The sequence below is a fragment of the Pseudomonas sp. NPDC090201 genome (assembly GCF_044746825.1).
Lineage (GTDB): Bacteria > Pseudomonadota > Gammaproteobacteria > Pseudomonadales > Pseudomonadaceae > Aquipseudomonas > Aquipseudomonas putida_AD.
The window spans coordinates 691,496-710,858 of sequence record NZ_JBIVCX010000001.1 but is presented as its reverse complement, the minus strand read 5'-3'; the positions used below and the strand labels follow the sequence as shown (position 1 = coordinate 710,858).

Below are 19,363 nucleotides of genomic sequence, written 5' to 3'. Positions count from 1 at the left end.
AATCGCATGGGTTCTGACCGCATGAAATCACGAATGCTCGGACTCTTTCCCGTGACTGTGTCCCAGAAATGCAAAAGCCGGGCAGGCGCCCGGCTTTTGCGCACTCAGGTAGCTTAGTTCACGCGCTTGGCCGACTTGATCATGATCGGGTCCAGCGGCACGTTTTGCATGCCTTGCTTGTTGCCGGTCTGGACGTTGACGATCTGATCGACCACGTCCATGCCCTTGACCACCTTGCCGAACACCGCGTAGCCGTAGTCGCGGGCGCCGTGGTCGAGCATGGCGTTGTCGACCACGTTGATGAAGAACTGGCTGGTGGCCGAGTTCACGTCCGAGGTGCGGGCCATGGCGATGGTGCCGCGTACGTTATGCAGGCCGTTGTCGGCTTCGTTCTTGATCGGATCGTTGGTCGGCTTCTGCACCATCTGCGCGGTGAAACCGCCGCCCTGGACCATGAAGCCCGGGATCACACGGTGGAAAATGGTGTTGGAGTAGAAGTTGCTGTCCACGTACTTGAGGAAGTTGGCAGTGCTGACCGGCGCCTTGTCCTGGTTCAGCTCGATCTCGACCTGGCCGAAGCTGGTGTCCAGCACGACGTGTGGCGCGGGAGCGGCCATCAGGTTGGAAGCGAACAGCACGGCGGCGGCAGAGAGGGCGATTTTTTTCAGCATGGGGCACAAGTCCTGAATTGATTGTTCGACTGCAAACAGTTGGCAAGGGAAGCACGTTTGCGCAGGTTTGGACAGAGGCATGTGGCGCGATCCCACGTAGCAGCACGGCTTGCCGGCGGGAGCGTCCTGCCATGCAATACATCATTGACTGACACACCGCCCCGCCGGCAAGCCGTGCTGCTACGCGTGGGCGACCTCCTGCTCTTCAATGAATTCCAGTAGCAATTGATTGAACACTTTTGGCTGGTCCAGTGGCGTTGCATGCCGTGAATCTTCGATCACTATCATTTTCGCGCCAGGAATTAAATCGGTGTAGGCCTGTTTCAAAGCCACCGGCGTGTAGTCCCGATCCGCTGTAACGATCAGCGTCGGGCAACTGATTCGCGATAACTTCTCCTGCACACCCCACCCGACAATCGCGCTGAAGCTCGCAAGATAGGCGCGTTTCTCGTTCTGCGCCCAGCGTTTGGCGATCTTGTGCCGCAGGTCGGTTTGTTCGGGCTTGGGAAACAGGTTCTTGCCCAGCCCCTTGCCAATGGTTTCCATGGGAAGCAGCCGTGCCAGCAACCAGCGTTTGGCGAACTGTTTGAAGTCGTCCAGGCGTTTGATCTTCACCTCAGGGGCGCTGTTGACGATGGTCAGGCTCTTGAGCAATTGCGGCTGATCGACTGCCAGTTGAAAGCCGATCATCCCGCCCATGGAAAGCCCCACCAGGTGCACCGGGCCCAGGTGCAGGTGATCGATCAGGGCTTCGATGTCGGCGCTGAAACCGGGGATGCTGTAGCGCTTGCGGGGTTTGTCGGAGCGCCCGTGGCCGCGCACGTCAACGGCAATCACCCGATAATGCGCGGCCAGGGCCGGGATCTGGTATTCCCAGTCCTGGCAGCTCGAGCCCAGACCGTGGACCAGCAGCACCGGGCTGCCGTGGCCATATTCTTCGTAATGCAGGGAACAGCCGTCGTGTTCGAACCAGGGCATGGGTTACGTCCGTGTGTGTCAGTGTCACACCGCCTGCTGCGGCGCCGCGAAGGGCGCATCCAGCGGCGCGGTGTCGAAGGTCTGGATCAGCTCGATGAGGATCTGCGTTGCAGGCCCCAGCGGCTTGTCCTTGCTGGAATAAAGATAGAAGGTCGGGCTGCGGCTGCCACCTTTGTCCAGCGGCAGAATTTTCAGCACGCCTTCGCGCAGTTCTCGCTCGATCATGTGCCGCGGCAGCCAGGCGAAGCCCAGCCCGCTGCTGACAAAGGTCGCAGCAGTGGCCAGGCTGCCCACGGTCCAGCGCTGTTCGGCACCCAGCCAGCCTACGTCGCGAGGCTGATTGCGGCCGGAGTCGCGGATCACCACCTGCAGCTGGCTTTCCAGATCCTGGAACGTCAAATCACGCTGCACCAGATGCAAAGGGTGCTCGGGATGAGCCACGGCGACGAACTCGACGCTGCTCATTTCGGCACCCAGATAGCCCGGGATAGTGAAGCCGCTGATCGCCAGATCGGCCACGCCTTCAAGCAACGCTTCCTCGACGCCCGACAGCACCTCCTCGCGCAGCCGCACCCGGCAGCCACGGCTCTGCGGCATGAAGGCGGTCAGTGCGCGCACCAGTCGTGCATTGGGGTAGGCGGCGTCGACCACCAGTCGCACTTCGGCCTCCCAGCCCTGTTCCATGTGGTGGGCGAGGTCTTCCAGCTGGCTGGCGTTCTTCACCAGTTGCCGTGAGCGACGCAGCAGTACTTCACCGGCTTCGGTCAGCACCGCCTTGCGCCCGTCGATGCGCAGCAGGGGCACGCCGAGCTGGTCCTGCATCCGAGCTACCGTGTAGCTCACCGACGACTGGGACCGGTGCAGCGCCTCGGCCGCTTGGGCAAAGCCGCCATGATCGACAACGGCCTGCAGGGTGCGCCATTGATCAAGGGTTACGCGGGGCGCTTTCATGTGTGGATCCTTCTGTCCTAAGCTGGCAGCCTCATAAATGGAGACTGCCGCATGAAAAGATTCTGTTGTGTGCTGCTGACGATGTTGCCCCTGAGCGCCTTTGCCTACCCGATCGATGTGGAAAAACACCTCAACGGCATGCAGATCGACTACAACAGCCACGACACGGCCTACGACATCGGCAACATCACGATTAACAACTACGGCGACGTGCCTGCCAAGTGCACAGCGGTATTCAACAACGGGCCCGAAGCCCCTCGCACGCGCAGGGTGCAGATCGCGGCAAAGAGCAGCAGCAACGTCACTGTCAAATTCAGCCGGGAGATCATCAAGCTGCGGGTCAAGCTCAGTTGCGAGCCGCAGTAGACGTCAGGATCATGGCGAGAGAGTAAATCGCTCTCGCTTTTAAAACAAATTAATAGATATTTAGTAGCAGTTTTTTGCGCTTTTTTATCGAATTGTTGCTCGTTACTCTGGCCTCCATCGAATCCACACACTCATTCGCCAGAGGCCAAACCCATGTCCCGCGTACTCGTCATCGAAAGCAGCGCCCGTCAGCAAGACTCGGTATCCCGTCAGTTGACCCAGCAGTTCATCAGCCAATGGCGCGCTGCGCACCCGGCCGACGAGATCACCGTGCGCGATCTGGCGGTGAAACAGGTTCCGCACCTGGACAGCGAGCTGCTGGGTGGCTGGATGAAGCCGCAGGATCAGCGCAGCGCCGTTGAACAGGCTGCGCTGGAGCGCTCCAACGAGCTGACCGACGAACTGGTGGCCGCCGACGTGGTGGTGCTGGCAGCGCCGATGTACAACTTCGCGATCCCGAGCACGCTCAAATCCTGGTTCGACCACGTGCTGCGCGCCGGTGTGACCTTCAAGTACGGCGACACCGGCCCCCAGGGCCTGCTGACCGGCAAGCGCGCCTACGTACTGACCGCTCGCGGCGGTATCTACGCCGGCAGTTCGCTGGACCATCAGGAACCCTACCTGCGTCAGGTGCTGGGCTTTGTCGGGATCCACGATGTCACCTTCATTCATGCCGAAGGCCTGAACATGGGCGGCGACTTCTCGCAGAAAGGCCTGAACCAGGCCATCGCCAAACTCGCTCAGGTGGCTTGATGGGAAGGACTTAACGGTCGGTTAATCCTGGCCTGCGATTATCTTCACGTTCATCGACACTCCTTTGGCACTCGAACCGCTCCTGAGTGCATTGCCCGATAGACCCGCCTGATTGCGCCGGGTCATCGGGTTTTTTATTGCTTGCATGATCCACCCCCCCCCTGTAGGAGCGCGCTTGCCCGCGATGGCAGTGTGTCAGTCAAATTCATGTATCTGACCCGGCGCAATCGCGGGCAAGCGCGCTCCTACAATTGCTGCGCTTGAACTGCTCTGGCTGAACCCGCTAAGGTCGCCGCCTTCGAAAAAGGGGCAATCATGGGTTATCTACTCTTTGTGACGCTGATCCAGGCGTTTTCCTTCAGCTTGATCGGCGTTTATCTGGCAGGTCACGTCGACAGTTACCTGGCCGTGCTCATCCGCGTCGTGCTGGCCGGGCTTGTGTTCATCCCGTTGACCCGCTGGCGTCAGGTCGAGCCGCGTTTCATGCGCGGGATGCTGCTGATCGGCGCATTGCAGTTCGGCGTGACCTACGTCTGCCTGTACCTGAGTTTCCGGGTGCTGACGGTGCCGGAAGTGCTGCTGTTCACCATCCTCACGCCATTGCACGTGACCTTGATCGAGGATGCGCTCAATCGCCGTTTCAATCCCTGGGGCCTGCTGGCAGCCATCATCGCGGTACTGGGGGCGGTCATCATTCGTTATGACCGCATTGATTCGAACTTCCTCGGCGGTTTCCTGTTGTTGCAGCTGGCCAACTTCACCTACGCAGCAGGGCAGGTGCTGTACAAACACCTCGTGGCCCGCCACCCCAGCGATCTGCCGCACTACCGCCGCTTCGGCTACTTCTACCTCGGCGCACTGGCCGTGGCACTGCCCGCATTCCTGCTGTTCGGCAATCCCCAGCACCTGCCCGAGGGCCCGCAGCAGTGGGGCGTGTTGCTGTTTCTGGGGCTGATATCGACTGCACTGGGCATGTACTGGTGGAACAAGGGCGCGTGCCTGGTCAACGGCGGCACCCTGGCGGTGATGAACAACCTGCATGTGCCGGTGGGGCTGTTGATCAACCTGCTGATCTGGGGCCGCAACGAAGACCTGGGCAAGCTGTTTTTCGGTGGCCTGGTGATCGTTTTCTCGGTCTGGATCAGCCGCCGCGGTGCTGCGCAGCCGCAATCGATTCGCTGAAACACCGGTGCTAGACGCGCTGCTCGTCTGCATCATCGCGGCTGATGTTTGATATCTGCACGGGTGGTTTTTCATGTTGGGGCCGATCCAATAGATTGGCTCCAACGAAACGAATTACCCAACTTACCAACACTTCTGCGGAGATCAAGACCATGAAAAAATCCATCGCTATCGGCTTTGCACTTTCGGTTCTGGCAGCAGGTTCTGCTTTCGCCGCCCCACAAAAGACTTACCAGCGCGCTATCGTCGATGCTTCCAGCGCTACTGTTCTGGACAGCAAAGTGGCCAGCAAAGATGCGGTCAAACCTTTCGACAGCAAATCGATCAGCACTGTGATCGTGGCTGAAAACCGCAAAGAGTTCGGTTCGAGCTATCAGCGTTACGAGTAAGAAGTGCAAGTTCAGTCCGACCTGAACGCACATGAAAAAGCCCGGCAGATGCCGGGTTTTTTGTTTGCGCAATTACTTACGCCGCCTGTAGGAGCGCGCTTGCCCGCGACTGCGGTGTGTCATACACGCAAATGTAAACTGACACACCGCAGTCGCGGGCAAGCGCGCTCCTACAGGGGGAAAGCGTTGAGCCAGAGCCTTTGGTGGCACCCATCACCGCCAATGATGTTCAGTATGCCGACGCTTGGTTTTTCAATGACAGGCCGTTCGATTAACTTAGCTCCAACGAAACGAATTACCCAACTTACCAACAGTTCTGTGGAGATCAAGACCATGAAAAAATCCATCGCTATCGGCTTTGCACTTTCGGTTCTGGCAGCAGGTTCTGCATTCGCCGCTCCAGAGAAAACTTACCAACGCGCCATCGTCGATGCATCCAGCGCCACTGTTCTGGACAGCAAAGTGGCCAGCAAAGATGCGGTCAAGCCGTTCGACAGCAAATCGACCAGCACTGTAATCGTCGCTGAAAACCGCAAAGAGTTCGGTTCCAGCTACCAGCGTTACGAGTAAGGGTGCAAGTTCAGTCCGACCTGAACGCACATGAAAAAGCCCGGCAGATGCCGGGCTTTTTGTTGTTTGTGATTTGCCGATGTGCATCGTCTATCGGCCCGATAGTGTAAACACTATTATCAGCGCTCCTGATGTCTGGAATAAATAGCGGTGGTTTTTAATCTTTCGGTAACGAGCCTAAATTGGCTTCAACAAAACGATTCACCCCCACTTACCGGAGATACCATCATGAAAAAATCAATCGCCCTGGGCTTCGCACTTTCCTTCCTGGCCGCCGGCTCTGCCTTCGCCACGCCTCAGGCTGCCCGCCAGACTGTCGTACTGGAACCCACCTACATCCACGCCACCGCTGACGGCAAACAAGTCGCCAAGCCCTTCGCCAGCCAGTCGAGCGGCACAGTGATCGTCGCTGAGAACCGCAAGGAATTTGGCTCGCACTATCAGCGTTACGAGTAACAGGCGGCACCCGGTTCAGATCGAACCGACCCGATATCAAAAGCCCGGCGGATGCCGGGCTTTTTGTTTGCGCAATTACCTACGCCGCCTGTAGGAGCGCGCTTGCCCGCGACAGGGGTGTGTCAGGTACGCAACCATAGAATGACACACCGCCATCGTCCGAATGCGGCCCAGACCAAGCGCGCTCCTACAAAAGCGAAGGGCTATGACCCCCAACCCGCGCCGCTGACCGCCACCTGCGCCAGCGGGTGCAGCTGGGCGCCCTCATGGCCGCTCTGCAAGGCCAGCAGTTCCTTGCGCATGCCTGGCGTCCAGAACATCTGCATGTGATTACGAACGCCTTTTACCGCCACCTCCTCATCAGGTTCGGTGCTGAAGTACTGGGCAATCTGGTTGGCCATCTTGATCAGGCTTTCATTGCTCATCGGCGCACCTCGACTTTCGCGTCAGCGCGTGCCTGACGGCGTTCATCGAGCAGGCGTTGTTGCTCGTCGCTGAAGGCCTGGTAGCGTTTCTGCCATTCGGAAGGGTGGTAGACGCGGCTGACCTCCACAGCGGTGACCTTGTATTCCGGGCAGTTGGTGGCCCAGTCGGAGTTGTCGGTGGTGATCACGTTGGCGCCTGATTCCGGGAAGTGGAAGGTGGTGTACACCACGCCCGGTGCAACCCGTTCAGTCACCCGTGCACGCAACACGGTTTGCCCCGAGCGGCTGCCGATGCCGACCCAGTCGCCCTCGTTGATGCCACGGCTTTCGGCGTCGGTGGGGTGAATTTCCAGCCGGTCCTCCTCGTGCCAGGCGACGTTTTCCGTGCGTCGGGTCTGGGCGCCGACGTTGTACTGGCTGAGGATGCGGCCGGTGGTCAGCAGCAGTGGGTAGCGGGTGTTGACCTTTTCCTCGGTGGGCACGTAGCCGGTGAGCATGAAGCGCCCCTTGCCGCGTACGAATGCATCGATGTGCATGGTCGGCGTGCCGTCGGGCGCTGCTTCGTTGCATGGCCATTGCAGGCTGCCGTGTTGATCCAGGCTTGCGTAGCTGACGTTGGTGAAGGTCGGCGTCAGGCTGGCGATCTCATCCATGATCTGCGACGGATGGCTGTAGTTCATCGGGTAGCCCAGGGCGTTTGCCAGCGCCACCGTGCCTTCCCAGTCGGCCTTGCCACCCAGCGGGTCCATGACCTTGCGCACGCGGGAGATGCGGCGCTCGGCATTGGTGAAGGTGCCGTCCTTCTCCAGAAACGAGCTGCCCGGCAGGAACACGTGGGCGAACTTGGCGGTTTCATTGAGGAAGATGTCCTGCACCACCACGCACTCCATGGCTGACAGTGCTGCGGTCACGTGCTGGGTGTTCGGATCGCTCTGGGCGATGTCCTCACCTTGGCAATACAGGCCCTTGAAACTGCCCGCCAGCGCCGATTCGAACATGTTCGGGATGCGCAGGCCCGGGTCGGGTTGCAGGGTGACGTTCCACGCCTGCTCGAACTGCGCGCGCACCACTTCGTTGGAGATGTGCCGGTAGCCGGGCAATTCGTGGGGGAAGGAGCCCATGTCGCAGGAGCCCTGGACGTTGTTCTGCCCGCGCAAGGGGTTCACGCCCACGCCTTCACGGCCGATGTTGCCGGTGGCCATCGCAAGGTTGGCGATGCCCATGACCGAGGTGCTGCCCTGGCTGTGTTCGGTGACGCCCAGGCCGTAGTAGATCGCTGCGTTGCCGCCAGTGGCGTACAGGCGCGCTGCTGCGCGGATGTCTTCTGCCGGCACGCCACAGATCAGGCCCAGCACTTCAGGGGCGTTTTCAGGCTGGCTGACGAAGGCGCTCCAGCGGGCGAAATCGACGGTTTCGCAGCGCTCGTCGATGAACGCCTGGTCCAGCAGGCCTTCGGTCACGATGACGTGGGCCAGGGCGTTGAGCATGGCCACGTTGGTGCCCGGACGCAGGGCCAGGTGCAGCTCGGCGCGGGCATGGACCGAGTCCACCAGATCGATGCGCCGTGGGTCGATGACGATCAGCCGCGCGCCTTCACGCAGGCGGCGCTTGAGCTGGGAGCCGAACACCGGGTGGGCGTCGCTGGGGTTGGCGCCCATGACCAGGATCACGTCGGCTTTCATCACCGAATCGAAGCTCTGGGTCCCGGCGGATTCACCCAGGGTCTGTTTCAGGCCATAACCGGTGGGCGAGTGGCAGACGCGGGCGCAGGTGTCGACGTTGTTGTTGCCAAACGCGGTGCGCACCAGTTTCTGCACCAGATAGGTTTCCTCGTTGGTGCAGCGGCTGGAAGTGATGCCGCCGATGGAGTCGCGACCGTATTGCTGTTGCAGGCGGCGGAATTCGCTGGCGGCGTAGGTCACGGCCTCATCCCAGCTGACTTCCTGCCACGGGTCGTTGATGTGCTTGCGGATCATCGGCTTGGTGATGCGATCCGGGTGGGTGGCGTAACCCCAGGCGAAGCGACCCTTGACGCAGGAGTGGCCGTGGTTGGCCTGGCCGTTCTTGTCCGGAACCATGCGCACCAGTTGGTCGCCCTTCATCTCGGCGCGGAACGAGCAGCCGACGCCGCAATAGGCGCAGGTGGTGATCACGCTGCGCTCGGGCTGGCCCATCTGCACCACGCTTTTTTCCATCAGCGTGGCGGTCGGGCAGGCCTGCACGCAGGCACCGCAGGACACGCATTCGGAGTCCAGGAAGTTGTCGCCACCGGCGGCCGAAATACGCGATTCGAAACCGCGCCCGGACACGGTCAGGGCGAAGGTGCCCTGGGTTTCTTCACAGGCACGCACGCAGCGGTTGCAGACGATGCACTTGCTCGGGTCGTAGTCGAAATAGGGGTTGGAGGTGTCTTTGGCATCGCTCAGATGGTTCTCGCCCTCATAGCCGTAGCGCACTTCGCGCAGGCCCACCTGGCCGGCCACGGTCTGCAGCTCGCAGTTGCCGTTGGCCGAGCAGGTCAGGCAGTCCAGCGGGTGGTCGGAGATGTACAGCTCCATGACGTTGCGGCGCAGGGTGGCGAGCTTGGGCGTGTGGGTGTGCACGCTCATGCCTTCGCTGACCGGTGTGGTGCAGGACGCGGGATAGCCGCGCATGCCGTCGATTTCCACCAGGCACATGCGGCACGAGCCGAACGCTTCCAGGCTGTCGGTGGCACAGAGTTTGGGGATGGTGGTGCCCATCAGCGCCGCGGCGCGCATGACCGAGGTGCCTTCGGGCACGGTGATGCTGCGCCCGTCGATGTTGAGGGTGACCTGCACCTGACTTTCCCGCGCCGGTGTGCCCAGATCGATGTCGGTTTTCGGATCGAAAATAGTGATCATTGTTCGGCCTCCGAGGCTTGCAGACCGAAGTCGGCGGGGAAGTATTTGAGTGCGCTGGCGACCGGGAAGGCACTCATGCCGCCCAACGCGCAAAGCGAGCCGTACTGCAGGGTGTCGCACAGATCCTTGAGGACGATGGCCTGTTCCGTGCGCTTGCCCTGGTCGGGCGCGGCGAGAATGCGGTCGATGACCTCCATGCCGCGGGTCGAGCCGATGCGGCAGGGCGTGCACTTGCCGCAGGATTCTTCGGCGCAGAACTGCATGGCGAAGCGCGCCATGTGGGCCATGTCCAGCGTGTCGTCGGCGACCACCACACCGCCGTGGCCGAGCATTGCGCCAATGGCGGCGAAGGCTTCGTAATCCAGCGGGGTGTCGAAATGTTCAGGCGGCACCCAGGTGCCCAGCGGGCCGCCGACCTGGGCGGCTTTCAAGGGCCGGCCACTGGCCGTGCCGCCGCCGTAGTCTTCCACCAGCTCGCGCAGGGTCAGGCCGAACGCCCGCTCCACCAGCCCGCCATGGCGAATGTTGCCGGCCAGCTGGAAGGGCATGGTGCCGGTGGAGCGGCCCATGCCGTAGTCGCGATAGAACTGCGCGCCCTTGGCCAGGATGATGGGCACTGAGGCCAGGGTCAGCACGTTGTGCACCAGGGTTGGCTGGCCGAACAGGCCTTGCAATGCGGGGATCGGCGGCTTGGCGCGAACGATGCCGCGTTTGCCTTCCAGGGAATCCAGCAGGGCGGTTTCCTCGCCGCAGATGTAGGCGCCGGCGCCGACTCGCACTTCCATGTCGAACGCCAGGCCGCTGCCGCCGACATCGGCGCCCAGGTAGCCAGCGGTGCGGGCGATGTCCAGCGCTTCGCGCAGGGTGGCGATGGCTTGCGGGTATTCGGAGCGCACGTAGATGTAGCCGTAATTCGCCCCCACTGTAATGCCGGCGATGGCCATGCCTTCGATCAGCAGGAAGGGGTCGCCTTCCATCAGCATGCGGTCGGCGAAAGTGCCGGAGTCGCCTTCGTCGGCGTTGCACACAATGTATTTCTGCGCAGCCTGGGTGCCGCGCACCGTGCGCCATTTGATCCCGGCAGGGAACGCCGCACCGCCGCGTCCGCGCAGGCCCGAATCGAACACTTCGGTGGCGGTCTGTTCGCCGCCGACGGCGATGGCCCGGGTCAGGCCCTCGAAGCCGCCGTGGCTGCGGTAGTCATCCAGCGACAGCGGCTGGGTAATGCCCGCGCGGGCAAACAGCAGGCGTTGCTGGGATTTGAGATAGGGCAGCTCTTCCACCAGGCCCAGGGCCAGCGGATGGCTTGAAGGTTCACCTTGCAGGGCGTCGAGCACGCCGGGCACGTCTTCGGCGGTCAGCGGGCCGAAGCCGATGCGGCCTTGCGGGGTGTCCATTTCCAGCAGCGGTTCGAGCCAGTACAGGCCCCGGGAGCTGGTGTGGTGCAGGTCCAGCGGCAGGTTGCGTTTGCGCGCCTCGCTGGCCAGGGCCACGGCCACCTCATCGGAGCCCACGGCGCGGGCCAGTGAATCGACAGGCAGGTAGAGATGGGTCATCACGCACCCTCCTGACACGCGTCGATCAGCCTGTTCAGGCGCTCGGCGCTCAGGCGCGCATGAATCTTGCCGTCCAGTTCCAGCGCCGGCGAGCAGGCGCAGGCTCCCAGGCAATAGACCGGGCGCAGGCTGATGTTGCCGTCGGCGCTGCTGCCGTGGTCGTCCAGATGCAGGCGTTCGCGCAATTGCGCGGCCAGTTGCTCGGCGCCGCGGCTCTTGCAGGACTCGGCACGGCACAGGCGCAGGATGTGGCGCGCGGGCGGCGCAGTGCGAAAGTCATGGTAGAAGCTGATCACCCCGCGCACTTCGGCCTGGCTCAGGTTGAGGGCGTGGGCTATTTCGGGGACGGTGACATCGGGGATGTAGCCGATGCCCTCCTGAATCTCGTGGAGTATGGGCAGCAGCGCGCCGGGGGAGCCTTTGTGGCGCTCCAGCACGTGGTTGACCATCGGCAGGTACGACATCTCATCAGGCATACAGCATTCCTCACGGTCACGGACATACCAGGGGTAGTCGGTTGTCCGAAAGTGTCGGCTGCGGCCGCGCCACGTCACGGCTTCGTGGCAGTTCAGGCCGTTGGCCAGGGCACCCTTGTCGGGCGTCTTGTTTTGCCCGGTGCGGTCTGCGCCACACCTCATCAAGGGCTAAAGGGCAGCTTGCCATGGCGCTTTGGCCGATCGCGCACCAAAGCGACCTGTTCGGTTCTCTCTGCGACCACCCCTTGAGTGTAGAAGGGAACCGCCACAAGCCAGTGCACAGGCGAAATCCTGTAACAAAATCGGCCGTTGGCGCTAAAGAGGCTCGGCTAAGGCGCCTTAAACCGGTAACCTATGCGACTGTTTTTTCGCATTCCGCCGAGGTAACACCCGTGTTCTCCCAATTCGCCCTGCACGAACGCCTGCTCAAAGCCGTGGCCGAACTCAATTTCGTCGAGCCTACGCCTGTGCAAACAGCGGCCATTCCGCTGGCACTGGAAGGACGCGACCTGCGGGTGACGGCGCAAACCGGCAGCGGCAAGACCGCCGCGTTCGTGCTGCCGATGCTCAACCGCCTGATCGGCCCGGCCAAGGTGCGCGTCGACATTCGCGCACTGATCCTGCTGCCGACCCGCGAGCTTGCGCAGCAGACCCTCAAGGAAGTCGAGCGTTTTTCCCAGTTCACCTTCATCAAGGCAGGCCTGATCACCGGCGGCGAGGACTTCAAGGTCCAGGCCGCCATGCTGCGCAAGGTCCCGGACATCCTGATCGGCACCCCTGGCCGTCTGCTGGAGCAACTGAACGCGGGCAACCTGGACCTCAAGCACGTTGAGCTGCTGGTGCTGGACGAAGCCGACCGCATGCTTGACATGGGCTTTGCCGAAGACGTCGAGCGTCTGGCCGGCGAATGCGCCAACCGCCAGCAGACCATGCTGTTCTCGGCCACCACCGGTGGTTCGGGCCTGCGCGAGATGATCGCCAAGGTGCTCAAGGATCCGCAGCACCTGCAGGTCAACAACGTCAGCGAACTGGCCGAAGGCACCCGTCAGCAGATCATTACCGCTGACCACAACGTGCACAAGGAACAGGTCCTGCACTGGCTGCTGGCCAACGAGACGTACAAGAAGGCGATCATCTTCACCAACACCCGCGCCATGGCCGACCGCATCTATGGCCGTCTGGTCGCGCTGGAGTACAAGACCTTCGTGCTGCACGGCGAGAAGGACCAGAAAGACCGCAAGCTGGCGATCGACCGCCTCAAGCAAGGCGGGGTGAAGATCCTGGTGGCCACTGACGTCGCGGCCCGTGGCCTGGACGTCGAGGGCCTGGACATGGTCATCAACTTCGACATGCCGCGCACCGGCGACGACTACGTGCACCGCATCGGCCGTACTGGCCGTGCCGGCGCCGAGGGTCTGGCGATCTCGCTGATCACCCACGGTGACTGGAACCTGATGTCCAGCATCGAGCGTTACCTGAAGCAGAAGTTCGAGCGCCGCACGATCAAGGAAGTCAAAGGCACCTATACAGGGCCGAAGAAGGTCAAGGCGTCGGGCAAAGCCGTGGGCGTGAAGAAGAAAAAGACCGACGGCAAGGGTGACAAGAAGGGCGACAAGAAAAAAGCCGTCGCCAAGGGCCCGACCAAGCGCAAGACGGTGAATCGTCCGAAAGCCGAGTCGCTGGTCAGCCAGGACGGCATGGCGCCCCTGAAAAAGCGCGTGACCCGCCCGGCGGTCAGCGAGTAACCCACGCCTTACACTGTAGGAGCGCGCTTGCCCGCGATTACTGTGTCTCTATGACGCTTGTATCGTCTGACACACCGCCGTCGCGGGCAAGCGCGCTCCTACAGGGGCTGATCTATCCGTCGGCTTTTTTTGCGGCTTCATCCATCTCCTTCAACCGCTGATCGATCAACTGGCATTTGTCCGGCAGATCCTTGGATGCGGTTTCCAGTTGCATGTCCTTGATCTCCTGATTCAGCTCCTTGGCCTTGGCCGGGTTCTGCTGAGTCAGTTTCTCGACTTCCTGCGCCAGTTGTTCGCGCTTGGCTTGTGCCTCTTCGGGCGTGCAGGCCCAGAGGGGCGTGGCCGCCAGCAGCATGAGCGCAGCGGTAATGCTTGTCAGGGTTTTCATGGGTGGCCTCTGTATCCAGTGCGGGCTTACTTGAATGGAGGCGCAAGGGCAGGGGAAAGTTCAGGCATTGACCGCTGGGCCAGCCGGCTGAACGGCTACCGCTACGCCCGGTCACAATTCTGAGCACCAAGCCCGCTGGCCGGACGTCACGGGTTTTCATCCCTGCTCCTGGAGGTTGGATATGTCTGACAAATACGACTGGGATCTGATCGAACGTCTGCTGCATGAGGTGCAAAACAGCGCCGACAAGCCGTTTGCTCCCCGCAAATACGCCGAGGAACACGCCGCCGCCAAGGCCGCCGAGGGTGAAAGCACCGGTGACCTGGACGCCCTGAAAATGCGCGCTGCCGACTTTGAGGCGTTGCTGTTCAAACGCGGATTCATCGAATCGCGTCCGGAAGAAGAGGGCGGCAACGGCGAGAATTTCGTCCTGACTCCGCGCGGTGCGAGCCTGCTGGCGATGATCGACAGCAGCATCCCCGGCAACGACCACCCACGCCAGGTGCTCGATGAGCAGGCCGACGCGCTGGACCCCGATACCTTTGACGAGGTGTCGTCCAAGGCGCAGGTGGCATAGCGGGAGACCGTTGTAGGAGCGCGCTTGCCCGCGACGGCGGTGTGTATGTGACGCATTCATCGTCTGACACACCCCCGTCGTCCGGATGCGGCCCAGGCCAAGCGCGCTCCTACGGGTTATGTGTTTTTGGCGGCCTTCAAGCAACTCAGATTATTGAAATCCTGCCGCACGTCCGCGATCTTCTCCATCAACTTCTGACGCTGCTCCGGTGAGCTTTGCGCCATCAGGTCGCTGATCAACGCTATCGCCGCTTGCTCGGTATGGTCGTAGGCCGCGCGATATTCAGGCGTCCAGAACGTTTCGCGATCCTGCAGCAGTTTGGCAATCTTCTGATCGAAATCCGGCGCCTGACGCTGTTTGACCGCCGTCACCAGCAATGACTGCCAGTGGGCGCGGTTGTCGATCCACAGGCGGTTCTGCTCGCCCAGCGAAGTTGACCACTGCATCACCCGCTCGCGTTGCACCGGGCTGAGTTTGCCGATCCACGGGTTCAGACGTTTTTCCATGCGCTGTGCGCGGTCGGCGACCTGGCGGTCCAGTGGCTGGTCCACGTATTCGGATTCGTGCTTGCGCATGTCCTTGGCAAAGGCCGCTTCCATCTCCGCCACTTGCTGGTCATTAAGCTGACGCAACAATTCGACCGCCGACGGCGTGATCTCCCGCGAAACGGTGGCAATGGCCTGACGCGCTTCGGCGGTGCGCGCCTTGAGTTGGGCTTCGTTGACCTGATTGCTCTGCACCATCCCCTCAAGGCGATCGAGCCAGGCCAGGTAGTCGGGAATCTGCGTGGTGCAGTGCCAGCTCAGGTGCTCCTTGAGGCGCTCGTCGAGCCAGTCCTTTTGCGTGGCATTCATGTCCAGGTAGTCGTTGAGCGACCAGGGAATGATGAGGTCCAGATGCCGGTACGTCAGACCGATCTGACTGCAGCCCGCCAGCAGCATCAGGCTCAGCCACAACGCAATGCAGGTCTTGAACAGGGTACGCATGACAGCTCCTTGCCGTTTCGTCTCCCAGTTATAGAGCAAGCCGGGCCGTGGCGGTTCAGCCCATCAGAAGAATGAGCGCACCACTTTGAGCGTCACCGTGCTTTCGCACTGGCTGTTATGCCCGCTGTAGGCGGTGCAGCTCGCGCCGCTCAGGCTCGAACCGCTGTACATCAGGTTCATGTCCATGCCGAGCCAGGGACGGGAGACGTTGAACGACCAGTCGTTATAAGCGCTGACCATGCCACCACCGTCGATGATGGCCGGAGAGTCGAGCTGGTGATTGCCGTATTGCATGCGCATGTCCAGGCCCAGCGGCACGATCCCGCCAAGGTCCAGGAACAGAGTGCTGTCCTGGCGCCCGGCGTCGGTGCTGAAAGCGGTGCCGATGCGGCTGTCGAAGATGCGAAACCCGGCGTACAGCTCGTGGCTGTCGATCTGGTCGGTGTTGGGGTAGCTGTAGCGGATGACGCCCAGCTCGTAGCCCAGGGTCTTGTCGAACGGCTTCTTGAAGCCCATGTATGAATCGACTTCCAGCGTGGTGTCCGGCGTCAGCCCTGCGCTGGGGGACCATTGGCCGAAGTAGAAGCCGCTCTCGTGGGTCAGGTCCAGGCCGCCATGAAACGCCGAATCCCCCGCGCTGGGCGTCACCAGCCCCTGGGCCATGCTGCGGCTGGGCGTGGTGCCGAGCTTGAGGCTGAAGTCGCCAAGATCGCGCTCCATCACCTGGGCGCTGGCGTGCGTGTGCACCAGCAGGGCACAGACGAGCAGGGCAGTGGTCTGCCGGTTGAAAAGGCGAGCATGAGGCATGCTTCACTCCTTGGGATTGCGAGGAGTGGATCGAAAATGTCCTGTCGGCGTTGTGGCAAAACCCCGATGATACGACAGGAACCGCGAGCTAGAGCCTCGCAAGCATACCGGCGAATGCCGCGATGTTTCGACCGCTGGTCGATTCATCGCAGAAAATCCGAACTTCGCGATCAGTTGTTCTGGGAAATCAGCTTGTTGACCACCACGAGCGCCTGGGCAAATGACGGATAGCCGCTTTTGGCGACGTCCAGTTCATCGTACTTGAGGCGGTACATGTGGGCCTTTTCCTGGTCCACCGATCCCGACAGCTGCGCCAGCAATGCGATGGACAGCGGGTACTTGCGATCGGCCGATTCCTGGAGCATGTCGTGGACCTGAGAGCCCGAGGCGTTCAGGCGCAGCAGCAGCACGGCCTGATAAAACTCGGCCTCGCCGGTCTTGTCCTGGCGAGCCGCGCGGGCCAGCAGCGCATTGGCCAGCTCGTAGCTCTCCTGGCGGCGTTCGTTGATGATCCACTTCGCCTGGAGCATGTCATTCTGGAAAAGGAGATAGTCCGTGCGGCAGTTGCTGCCTACGGTGGCGGTGTCACAACCGTGTGTCGCACATCCACCCAGGCCAACGCATAGCAGTGCGCCGAGAAACATCCATTTTTTCATGTAGGGGTTCCGCAGAGATGTCTGGTGATCAGGGCATCGTCCAGCCTGTACGCCTGGGTCGTTCAGGACGAACGCATCATGACGTGACAGTAAAGCAGAGCTTTTTCGGAACAGCAGGGCGATGGACCTGGCGCCCTGGAATCAAGGCGCCTGGATGTCGACCGCGCAGGCGGGGAAAAATTTACTTTTTACCCAGGGAGATCTGCTTCGAGGTGGTGTAGGTCTGGCCGCTGACGCCTTTGGCAATCTGCTGGATTTCACCGCCGGATTTCAGGAAAGCTGCGATCTGAGCGTTGATCGAGTCGCTGGTTTCAACGGCGGGAGCAGGCTTGGCTTTCGACTGGGATGCTTTTACGCGCATGGCTGTAATTAACCTATTAAAAATTAATACGGCCGGCCATCTTATCTCACTGGCCGCAAAATAGCCCGGTAAATATAGCCTTGACAGCCAGTGGCCCGAATTTCACGAGGCTATTCATTTCCCGGAACAATCGTCTAACTGCCTGTTTTAATTGCCGGCTTGCCGGATTTTTGCGAGCCCATTGGGCTGCGATATTTTCGCCGCAACCTGACGAGTGGCCCGATTTCCGAACCGGCCAAGCTGCCCGGTGCTGCCAATACCTTGATTTTCAAGGCGTGGCGAAGGCTTCGAGGCGGCTCGTTCGCAGGACCGCGAATGTGCTGCCAAACTCGGGTAGAATGCCGCCCACGTTATGAGGGTATCTGCACATGGCTTTAATCGGGCGTTACAACAGTTTGCAAGTGGTTAAACATACAAACTTCGGTCTGTATCTTGATGGGGCACAAGATGGCGAGATATTGCTGCCCAATCGATATATTCCCAAGGACACGCCCAGTGAAGATGAAGACTGGCTTAATGTGTTCATTTACATGGACAGCGATGACAAATTAATCGCAACGACCGAAAAGCCGAAAGTGCAAGTCGGTGAATTCGCCAGCCTCAAAGTGGTTGAAGTCAACAGCATCGGTATCTTCCTGGACTGGGGCCTGCCCAAGGATCTGCTGCTGCCGTATTCCGAGGAAAAACGCCCGCTCAAGGCCGGTGACTACTGCGTGGTGCACGTCTACCTCGACAAGCACACCCGCCGCATCACTGCCACCACGCGTCTTGACCGCTACCTGGACAAGACGCCTGCCAACTACAGCGCAGGCCAGGAAGTGGACCTGCTGGTGGTGGAAGAAACCGCGATGGGTTTCAAGGCCATCATCAACAACCGGCACTGGGGCCTGATCCACAAGAACGAAGTGTTCAAGTTCCTGCGTTCGGGCAAACAGGAGAAAGGCTTCATCAAGGAAGTGCGCAGCGATGGCAAGATCAGCCTGAGCCTGCAACCGGTGGGCGAACAACTGGCCACGGGCCTGAATGCCAAGATCATCGGCAAGTTGCGTGAAAACAACGGTATGTTGCCGGTCAGCGACAAGAGCGATCCGGCGGTCATCAGTGACCTGTTCGGCGTGAGCAAGGGCAACTTCAAGAAGGCCATTGGCGCGTTGTACAAACAGGGCCAGATCGTGATTCACCCAGACCGCATCGAGCTGGTCTGACCACGCGGTTCACCAGAGGATGGTCCCATGAAACGACTGCTCGGCGCGTACCTGTCCACTCTCGCAGCGTTCCTGCTGCTCGACGGACTCTGGCTTGGACTGTTGATGGGGCCGACCTACCGCGACTGGCTCGGACCCTTGATGCTGGCGCAGCCGGTGATATTGCCGGCGGTGCTGTTCTATCTGATCTACGTCGTCGGCATCGTGGTGTTTGGCGTGTTGCCCGGGGTGCGCGCGTCGAGCCTTGGGCATGCGGCGGGCCACAGTGCGCTGCTGGGGTTGATGGCATACGGCACCTATGACCTGACCAACTGGGCAACGCTCAGCGGCTGGCCCGCGCAACTGGCGCTGATCGACTGGGCCTGGGGCACTTTTGCCTCGGGAGTGGCAGGCGCGGCGGGCTACCTGGTGGTACGCCGATTTGGTTCTCTGTAGGAGTGAGCTTGCTCGCGATGGCGGCTTGTCAGGCACTCATGCAATAACTGACACACCGTCATCGCGAGCAAGCTCACTCCTACAGGAACGTGGTCTACGCGCAATCCCGATATAACCGGGCGTCCCTGAAGCGTTACTTCTGCACAAACCCCGCAAAACTCAGGTTCGCGCCATTGGGACGCATGTCCTTGAGGTACGAGTCCTTGTCCGCCGACAACTCCAGGCTCACCGTGGACTTGCGCTTGCCTTCGTTGCGAATCACCACGCCTTCCTTGTGTTCGCGCAGGAATTTGGTGGTCACTTTCAGGTGGATCAGCTCATCGGTGCTGGGGGTGTGCAGCAGCAGGTGCAGCCATTCGTACTGACCCACCGCCAGGCGGCTCACTGGGAGGTCGAACCACCAGATGTTGCGCTTGTGGTCCAGTACCGCGAAGTGGGTGTTGTTGGTGCCCAGCACGGCACCGCCCAGTTGCTCATTGCGGCGCGCGATGGCCTGCTGTTTGTCGAGTTTCATAATGTTCCCGGGATCTGATGTTTCGTGAACCTGA

The 19,363-nt window shown here is 61.0% G+C and carries 23 protein-coding genes; 10 read left to right on the top strand and 13 right to left on the bottom strand.

The features are described from left to right. Nucleotides 1-113: 113 nt before the first annotated feature. The 3 genes from ACIPOO_RS03325 to ACIPOO_RS03315 all read right to left on the bottom strand — a co-directional run bounded on the left by ACIPOO_RS03325 (nt 114) and on the right by ACIPOO_RS03315 (nt 2,600). Nucleotides 114-671: a peptidylprolyl isomerase gene (locus tag ACIPOO_RS03325; protein WP_274134312.1), complete on the bottom strand. Its 558-nt coding sequence runs from the start codon at nt 669-671 to the stop codon at nt 114-116. Nucleotides 672-851: 180 nt separating this feature from the next. Beyond that, nucleotides 852-1,649 (bottom strand): alpha/beta fold hydrolase, encoded by a 798-nt coding sequence (locus ACIPOO_RS03320; RefSeq protein WP_400604397.1) that lies wholly within the window; start codon nt 1,647-1,649, stop codon nt 852-854. 24 nt (nt 1,650-1,673) lie between these two features. Next, a complete protein-coding gene (locus ACIPOO_RS03315) occupies nt 1,674-2,600 on the bottom strand; it encodes a LysR family transcriptional regulator (RefSeq protein WP_400604395.1) in 927 nt (308 codons plus the stop codon). Nucleotides 2,601-2,651: 51 nt separating this feature from the next. Here ACIPOO_RS03315 and ACIPOO_RS03310 point away from each other — a divergent pair, with 51 nt between their 5' ends. The 6 genes from ACIPOO_RS03310 (at nt 2,652) to ACIPOO_RS03285 (ending at nt 6,316) form a co-directional block, all read left to right on the top strand. Next, nucleotides 2,652-2,966, top strand: coding sequence for a 3-phosphoglycerate kinase (locus ACIPOO_RS03310; RefSeq protein WP_274134315.1), 315 nt, complete (start codon nt 2,652-2,654; stop codon nt 2,964-2,966). Nucleotides 2,967-3,119: 153 nt separating this feature from the next. Continuing rightward, a complete protein-coding gene (locus ACIPOO_RS03305; RefSeq protein ID WP_400604393.1) occupies nt 3,120-3,719 on the top strand; it encodes an FMN-dependent NADH-azoreductase in 600 nt (199 codons plus the stop codon). Nucleotides 3,720-4,034: 315 nt separating this feature from the next. Then, nucleotides 4,035-4,901, top strand: a complete 867-nt coding sequence (locus ACIPOO_RS03300) for a carboxylate/amino acid/amine transporter (protein WP_400604391.1) — start codon at nt 4,035-4,037, stop codon at nt 4,899-4,901. Between the two features lie 152 nt (nt 4,902-5,053). Further along, complete coding sequence (locus ACIPOO_RS03295; protein WP_400604389.1) at nt 5,054-5,290, top strand: hypothetical protein; 237 nt, start codon at nt 5,054-5,056, stop codon at nt 5,288-5,290. 3 nt (nt 5,291-5,293) lie between these two features. Beyond that, complete coding sequence (locus ACIPOO_RS03290; RefSeq protein WP_400604387.1) at nt 5,294-5,860, top strand: hypothetical protein; 567 nt, start codon at nt 5,294-5,296, stop codon at nt 5,858-5,860. A 228-nt stretch (nt 5,861-6,088) separates the two neighbouring features. After that, a complete protein-coding gene (locus ACIPOO_RS03285; RefSeq protein WP_400604385.1) occupies nt 6,089-6,316 on the top strand; it encodes a hypothetical protein in 228 nt (75 codons plus the stop codon). A 203-nt stretch (nt 6,317-6,519) separates the two neighbouring features. Here ACIPOO_RS03285 and ACIPOO_RS03280 read toward each other — a convergent pair whose 3' ends face one another. From ACIPOO_RS03280 to ACIPOO_RS03265, 4 genes are read right to left on the bottom strand one after another with little or no spacing between them, the layout of a single operon-like run. Continuing rightward, entirely contained in the window at nt 6,520-6,741 is a 222-nt protein-coding gene (locus ACIPOO_RS03280) for a formate dehydrogenase subunit delta (protein ID WP_274134321.1), read from the bottom strand. Continuing rightward, nucleotides 6,738-9,623 carry a formate dehydrogenase subunit alpha gene (gene fdhF, locus ACIPOO_RS03275; protein ID WP_400604382.1) on the bottom strand — a complete coding sequence of 962 codons (2,886 nt, stop codon included), beginning with the start codon at nt 9,621-9,623 and terminating at the stop codon, nt 6,738-6,740. Before fdhF ends, ACIPOO_RS03280 begins: the two co-directional genes overlap by 4 nt. Further along, nucleotides 9,620-11,179 carry a formate dehydrogenase beta subunit gene (locus ACIPOO_RS03270; protein WP_400604380.1) on the bottom strand — a complete coding sequence of 520 codons (1,560 nt, stop codon included), beginning with the start codon at nt 11,177-11,179 and terminating at the stop codon, nt 9,620-9,622. The genes fdhF and ACIPOO_RS03270 overlap by 4 nt, the downstream gene beginning before the upstream one ends. After that, nucleotides 11,179-11,655, bottom strand: a complete 477-nt coding sequence (locus tag ACIPOO_RS03265; protein ID WP_274134324.1) for a formate dehydrogenase subunit gamma — start codon at nt 11,653-11,655, stop codon at nt 11,179-11,181. Before ACIPOO_RS03265 ends, ACIPOO_RS03270 begins: the two co-directional genes overlap by 1 nt. Nucleotides 11,656-12,047: 392 nt before the next feature. Between ACIPOO_RS03265 and ACIPOO_RS03260 the strand changes: the two genes are divergently transcribed. Beyond that, nucleotides 12,048-13,400, top strand: a complete 1,353-nt coding sequence (locus ACIPOO_RS03260; RefSeq protein ID WP_274134325.1) for a DEAD/DEAH box helicase — start codon at nt 12,048-12,050, stop codon at nt 13,398-13,400. A gap of 112 nt (nt 13,401-13,512) precedes the next feature. Here ACIPOO_RS03260 and ACIPOO_RS03255 read toward each other — a convergent pair whose 3' ends face one another. After that, nucleotides 13,513-13,788, bottom strand: a complete 276-nt coding sequence (locus ACIPOO_RS03255; RefSeq protein ID WP_400604377.1) for a hypothetical protein — start codon at nt 13,786-13,788, stop codon at nt 13,513-13,515. Between the two features lie 181 nt (nt 13,789-13,969). On the opposite strand from ACIPOO_RS03255, the gene ACIPOO_RS03250 reads away from it, so the two are divergent. Further along, nucleotides 13,970-14,365, top strand: coding sequence for a transcriptional regulator (locus ACIPOO_RS03250; protein WP_274134327.1), 396 nt, complete (start codon nt 13,970-13,972; stop codon nt 14,363-14,365). A gap of 116 nt (nt 14,366-14,481) precedes the next feature. On the opposite strand, the gene ACIPOO_RS03245 is transcribed toward ACIPOO_RS03250, so the two are convergent. The 4 genes from ACIPOO_RS03245 to ACIPOO_RS03230 all read right to left on the bottom strand — a co-directional run bounded on the left by ACIPOO_RS03245 (nt 14,482) and on the right by ACIPOO_RS03230 (nt 17,175). Beyond that, entirely contained in the window at nt 14,482-15,351 is an 870-nt protein-coding gene (locus ACIPOO_RS03245) for a DUF6279 family lipoprotein (protein WP_400604374.1), read from the bottom strand. Between the two features lie 63 nt (nt 15,352-15,414). Further along, entirely contained in the window at nt 15,415-16,158 is a 744-nt protein-coding gene (locus tag ACIPOO_RS03240; protein WP_400604372.1) for a TorF family putative porin, read from the bottom strand. A gap of 170 nt (nt 16,159-16,328) precedes the next feature. Further along, on the bottom strand, nt 16,329-16,814 hold the full coding sequence (locus tag ACIPOO_RS03235; RefSeq protein ID WP_400604370.1) for a hypothetical protein: 486 nt from the start codon (nt 16,812-16,814) through the stop codon (nt 16,329-16,331). Between the two features lie 181 nt (nt 16,815-16,995). Further along, complete coding sequence (locus ACIPOO_RS03230) at nt 16,996-17,175, bottom strand: hypothetical protein (protein WP_274134331.1); 180 nt, start codon at nt 17,173-17,175, stop codon at nt 16,996-16,998. A gap of 368 nt (nt 17,176-17,543) precedes the next feature. Between ACIPOO_RS03230 and ACIPOO_RS03225 the strand changes: the two genes are divergently transcribed. Together ACIPOO_RS03225 and ACIPOO_RS03220 are read left to right on the top strand one after the other, a co-directional pair. After that, a complete protein-coding gene (locus ACIPOO_RS03225) occupies nt 17,544-18,380 on the top strand; it encodes a S1 RNA-binding domain-containing protein (RefSeq protein WP_400604368.1) in 837 nt (278 codons plus the stop codon). A gap of 27 nt (nt 18,381-18,407) precedes the next feature. Next, complete coding sequence (locus ACIPOO_RS03220; protein ID WP_400604366.1) at nt 18,408-18,815, top strand: DUF2177 family protein; 408 nt, start codon at nt 18,408-18,410, stop codon at nt 18,813-18,815. A 133-nt stretch (nt 18,816-18,948) separates the two neighbouring features. On the opposite strand, the gene ACIPOO_RS03215 is transcribed toward ACIPOO_RS03220, so the two are convergent. Beyond that, on the bottom strand, nt 18,949-19,329 hold the full coding sequence (locus tag ACIPOO_RS03215; RefSeq protein ID WP_400604364.1) for a hypothetical protein: 381 nt from the start codon (nt 19,327-19,329) through the stop codon (nt 18,949-18,951). Nucleotides 19,330-19,363 lie beyond the last annotated feature (34 nt).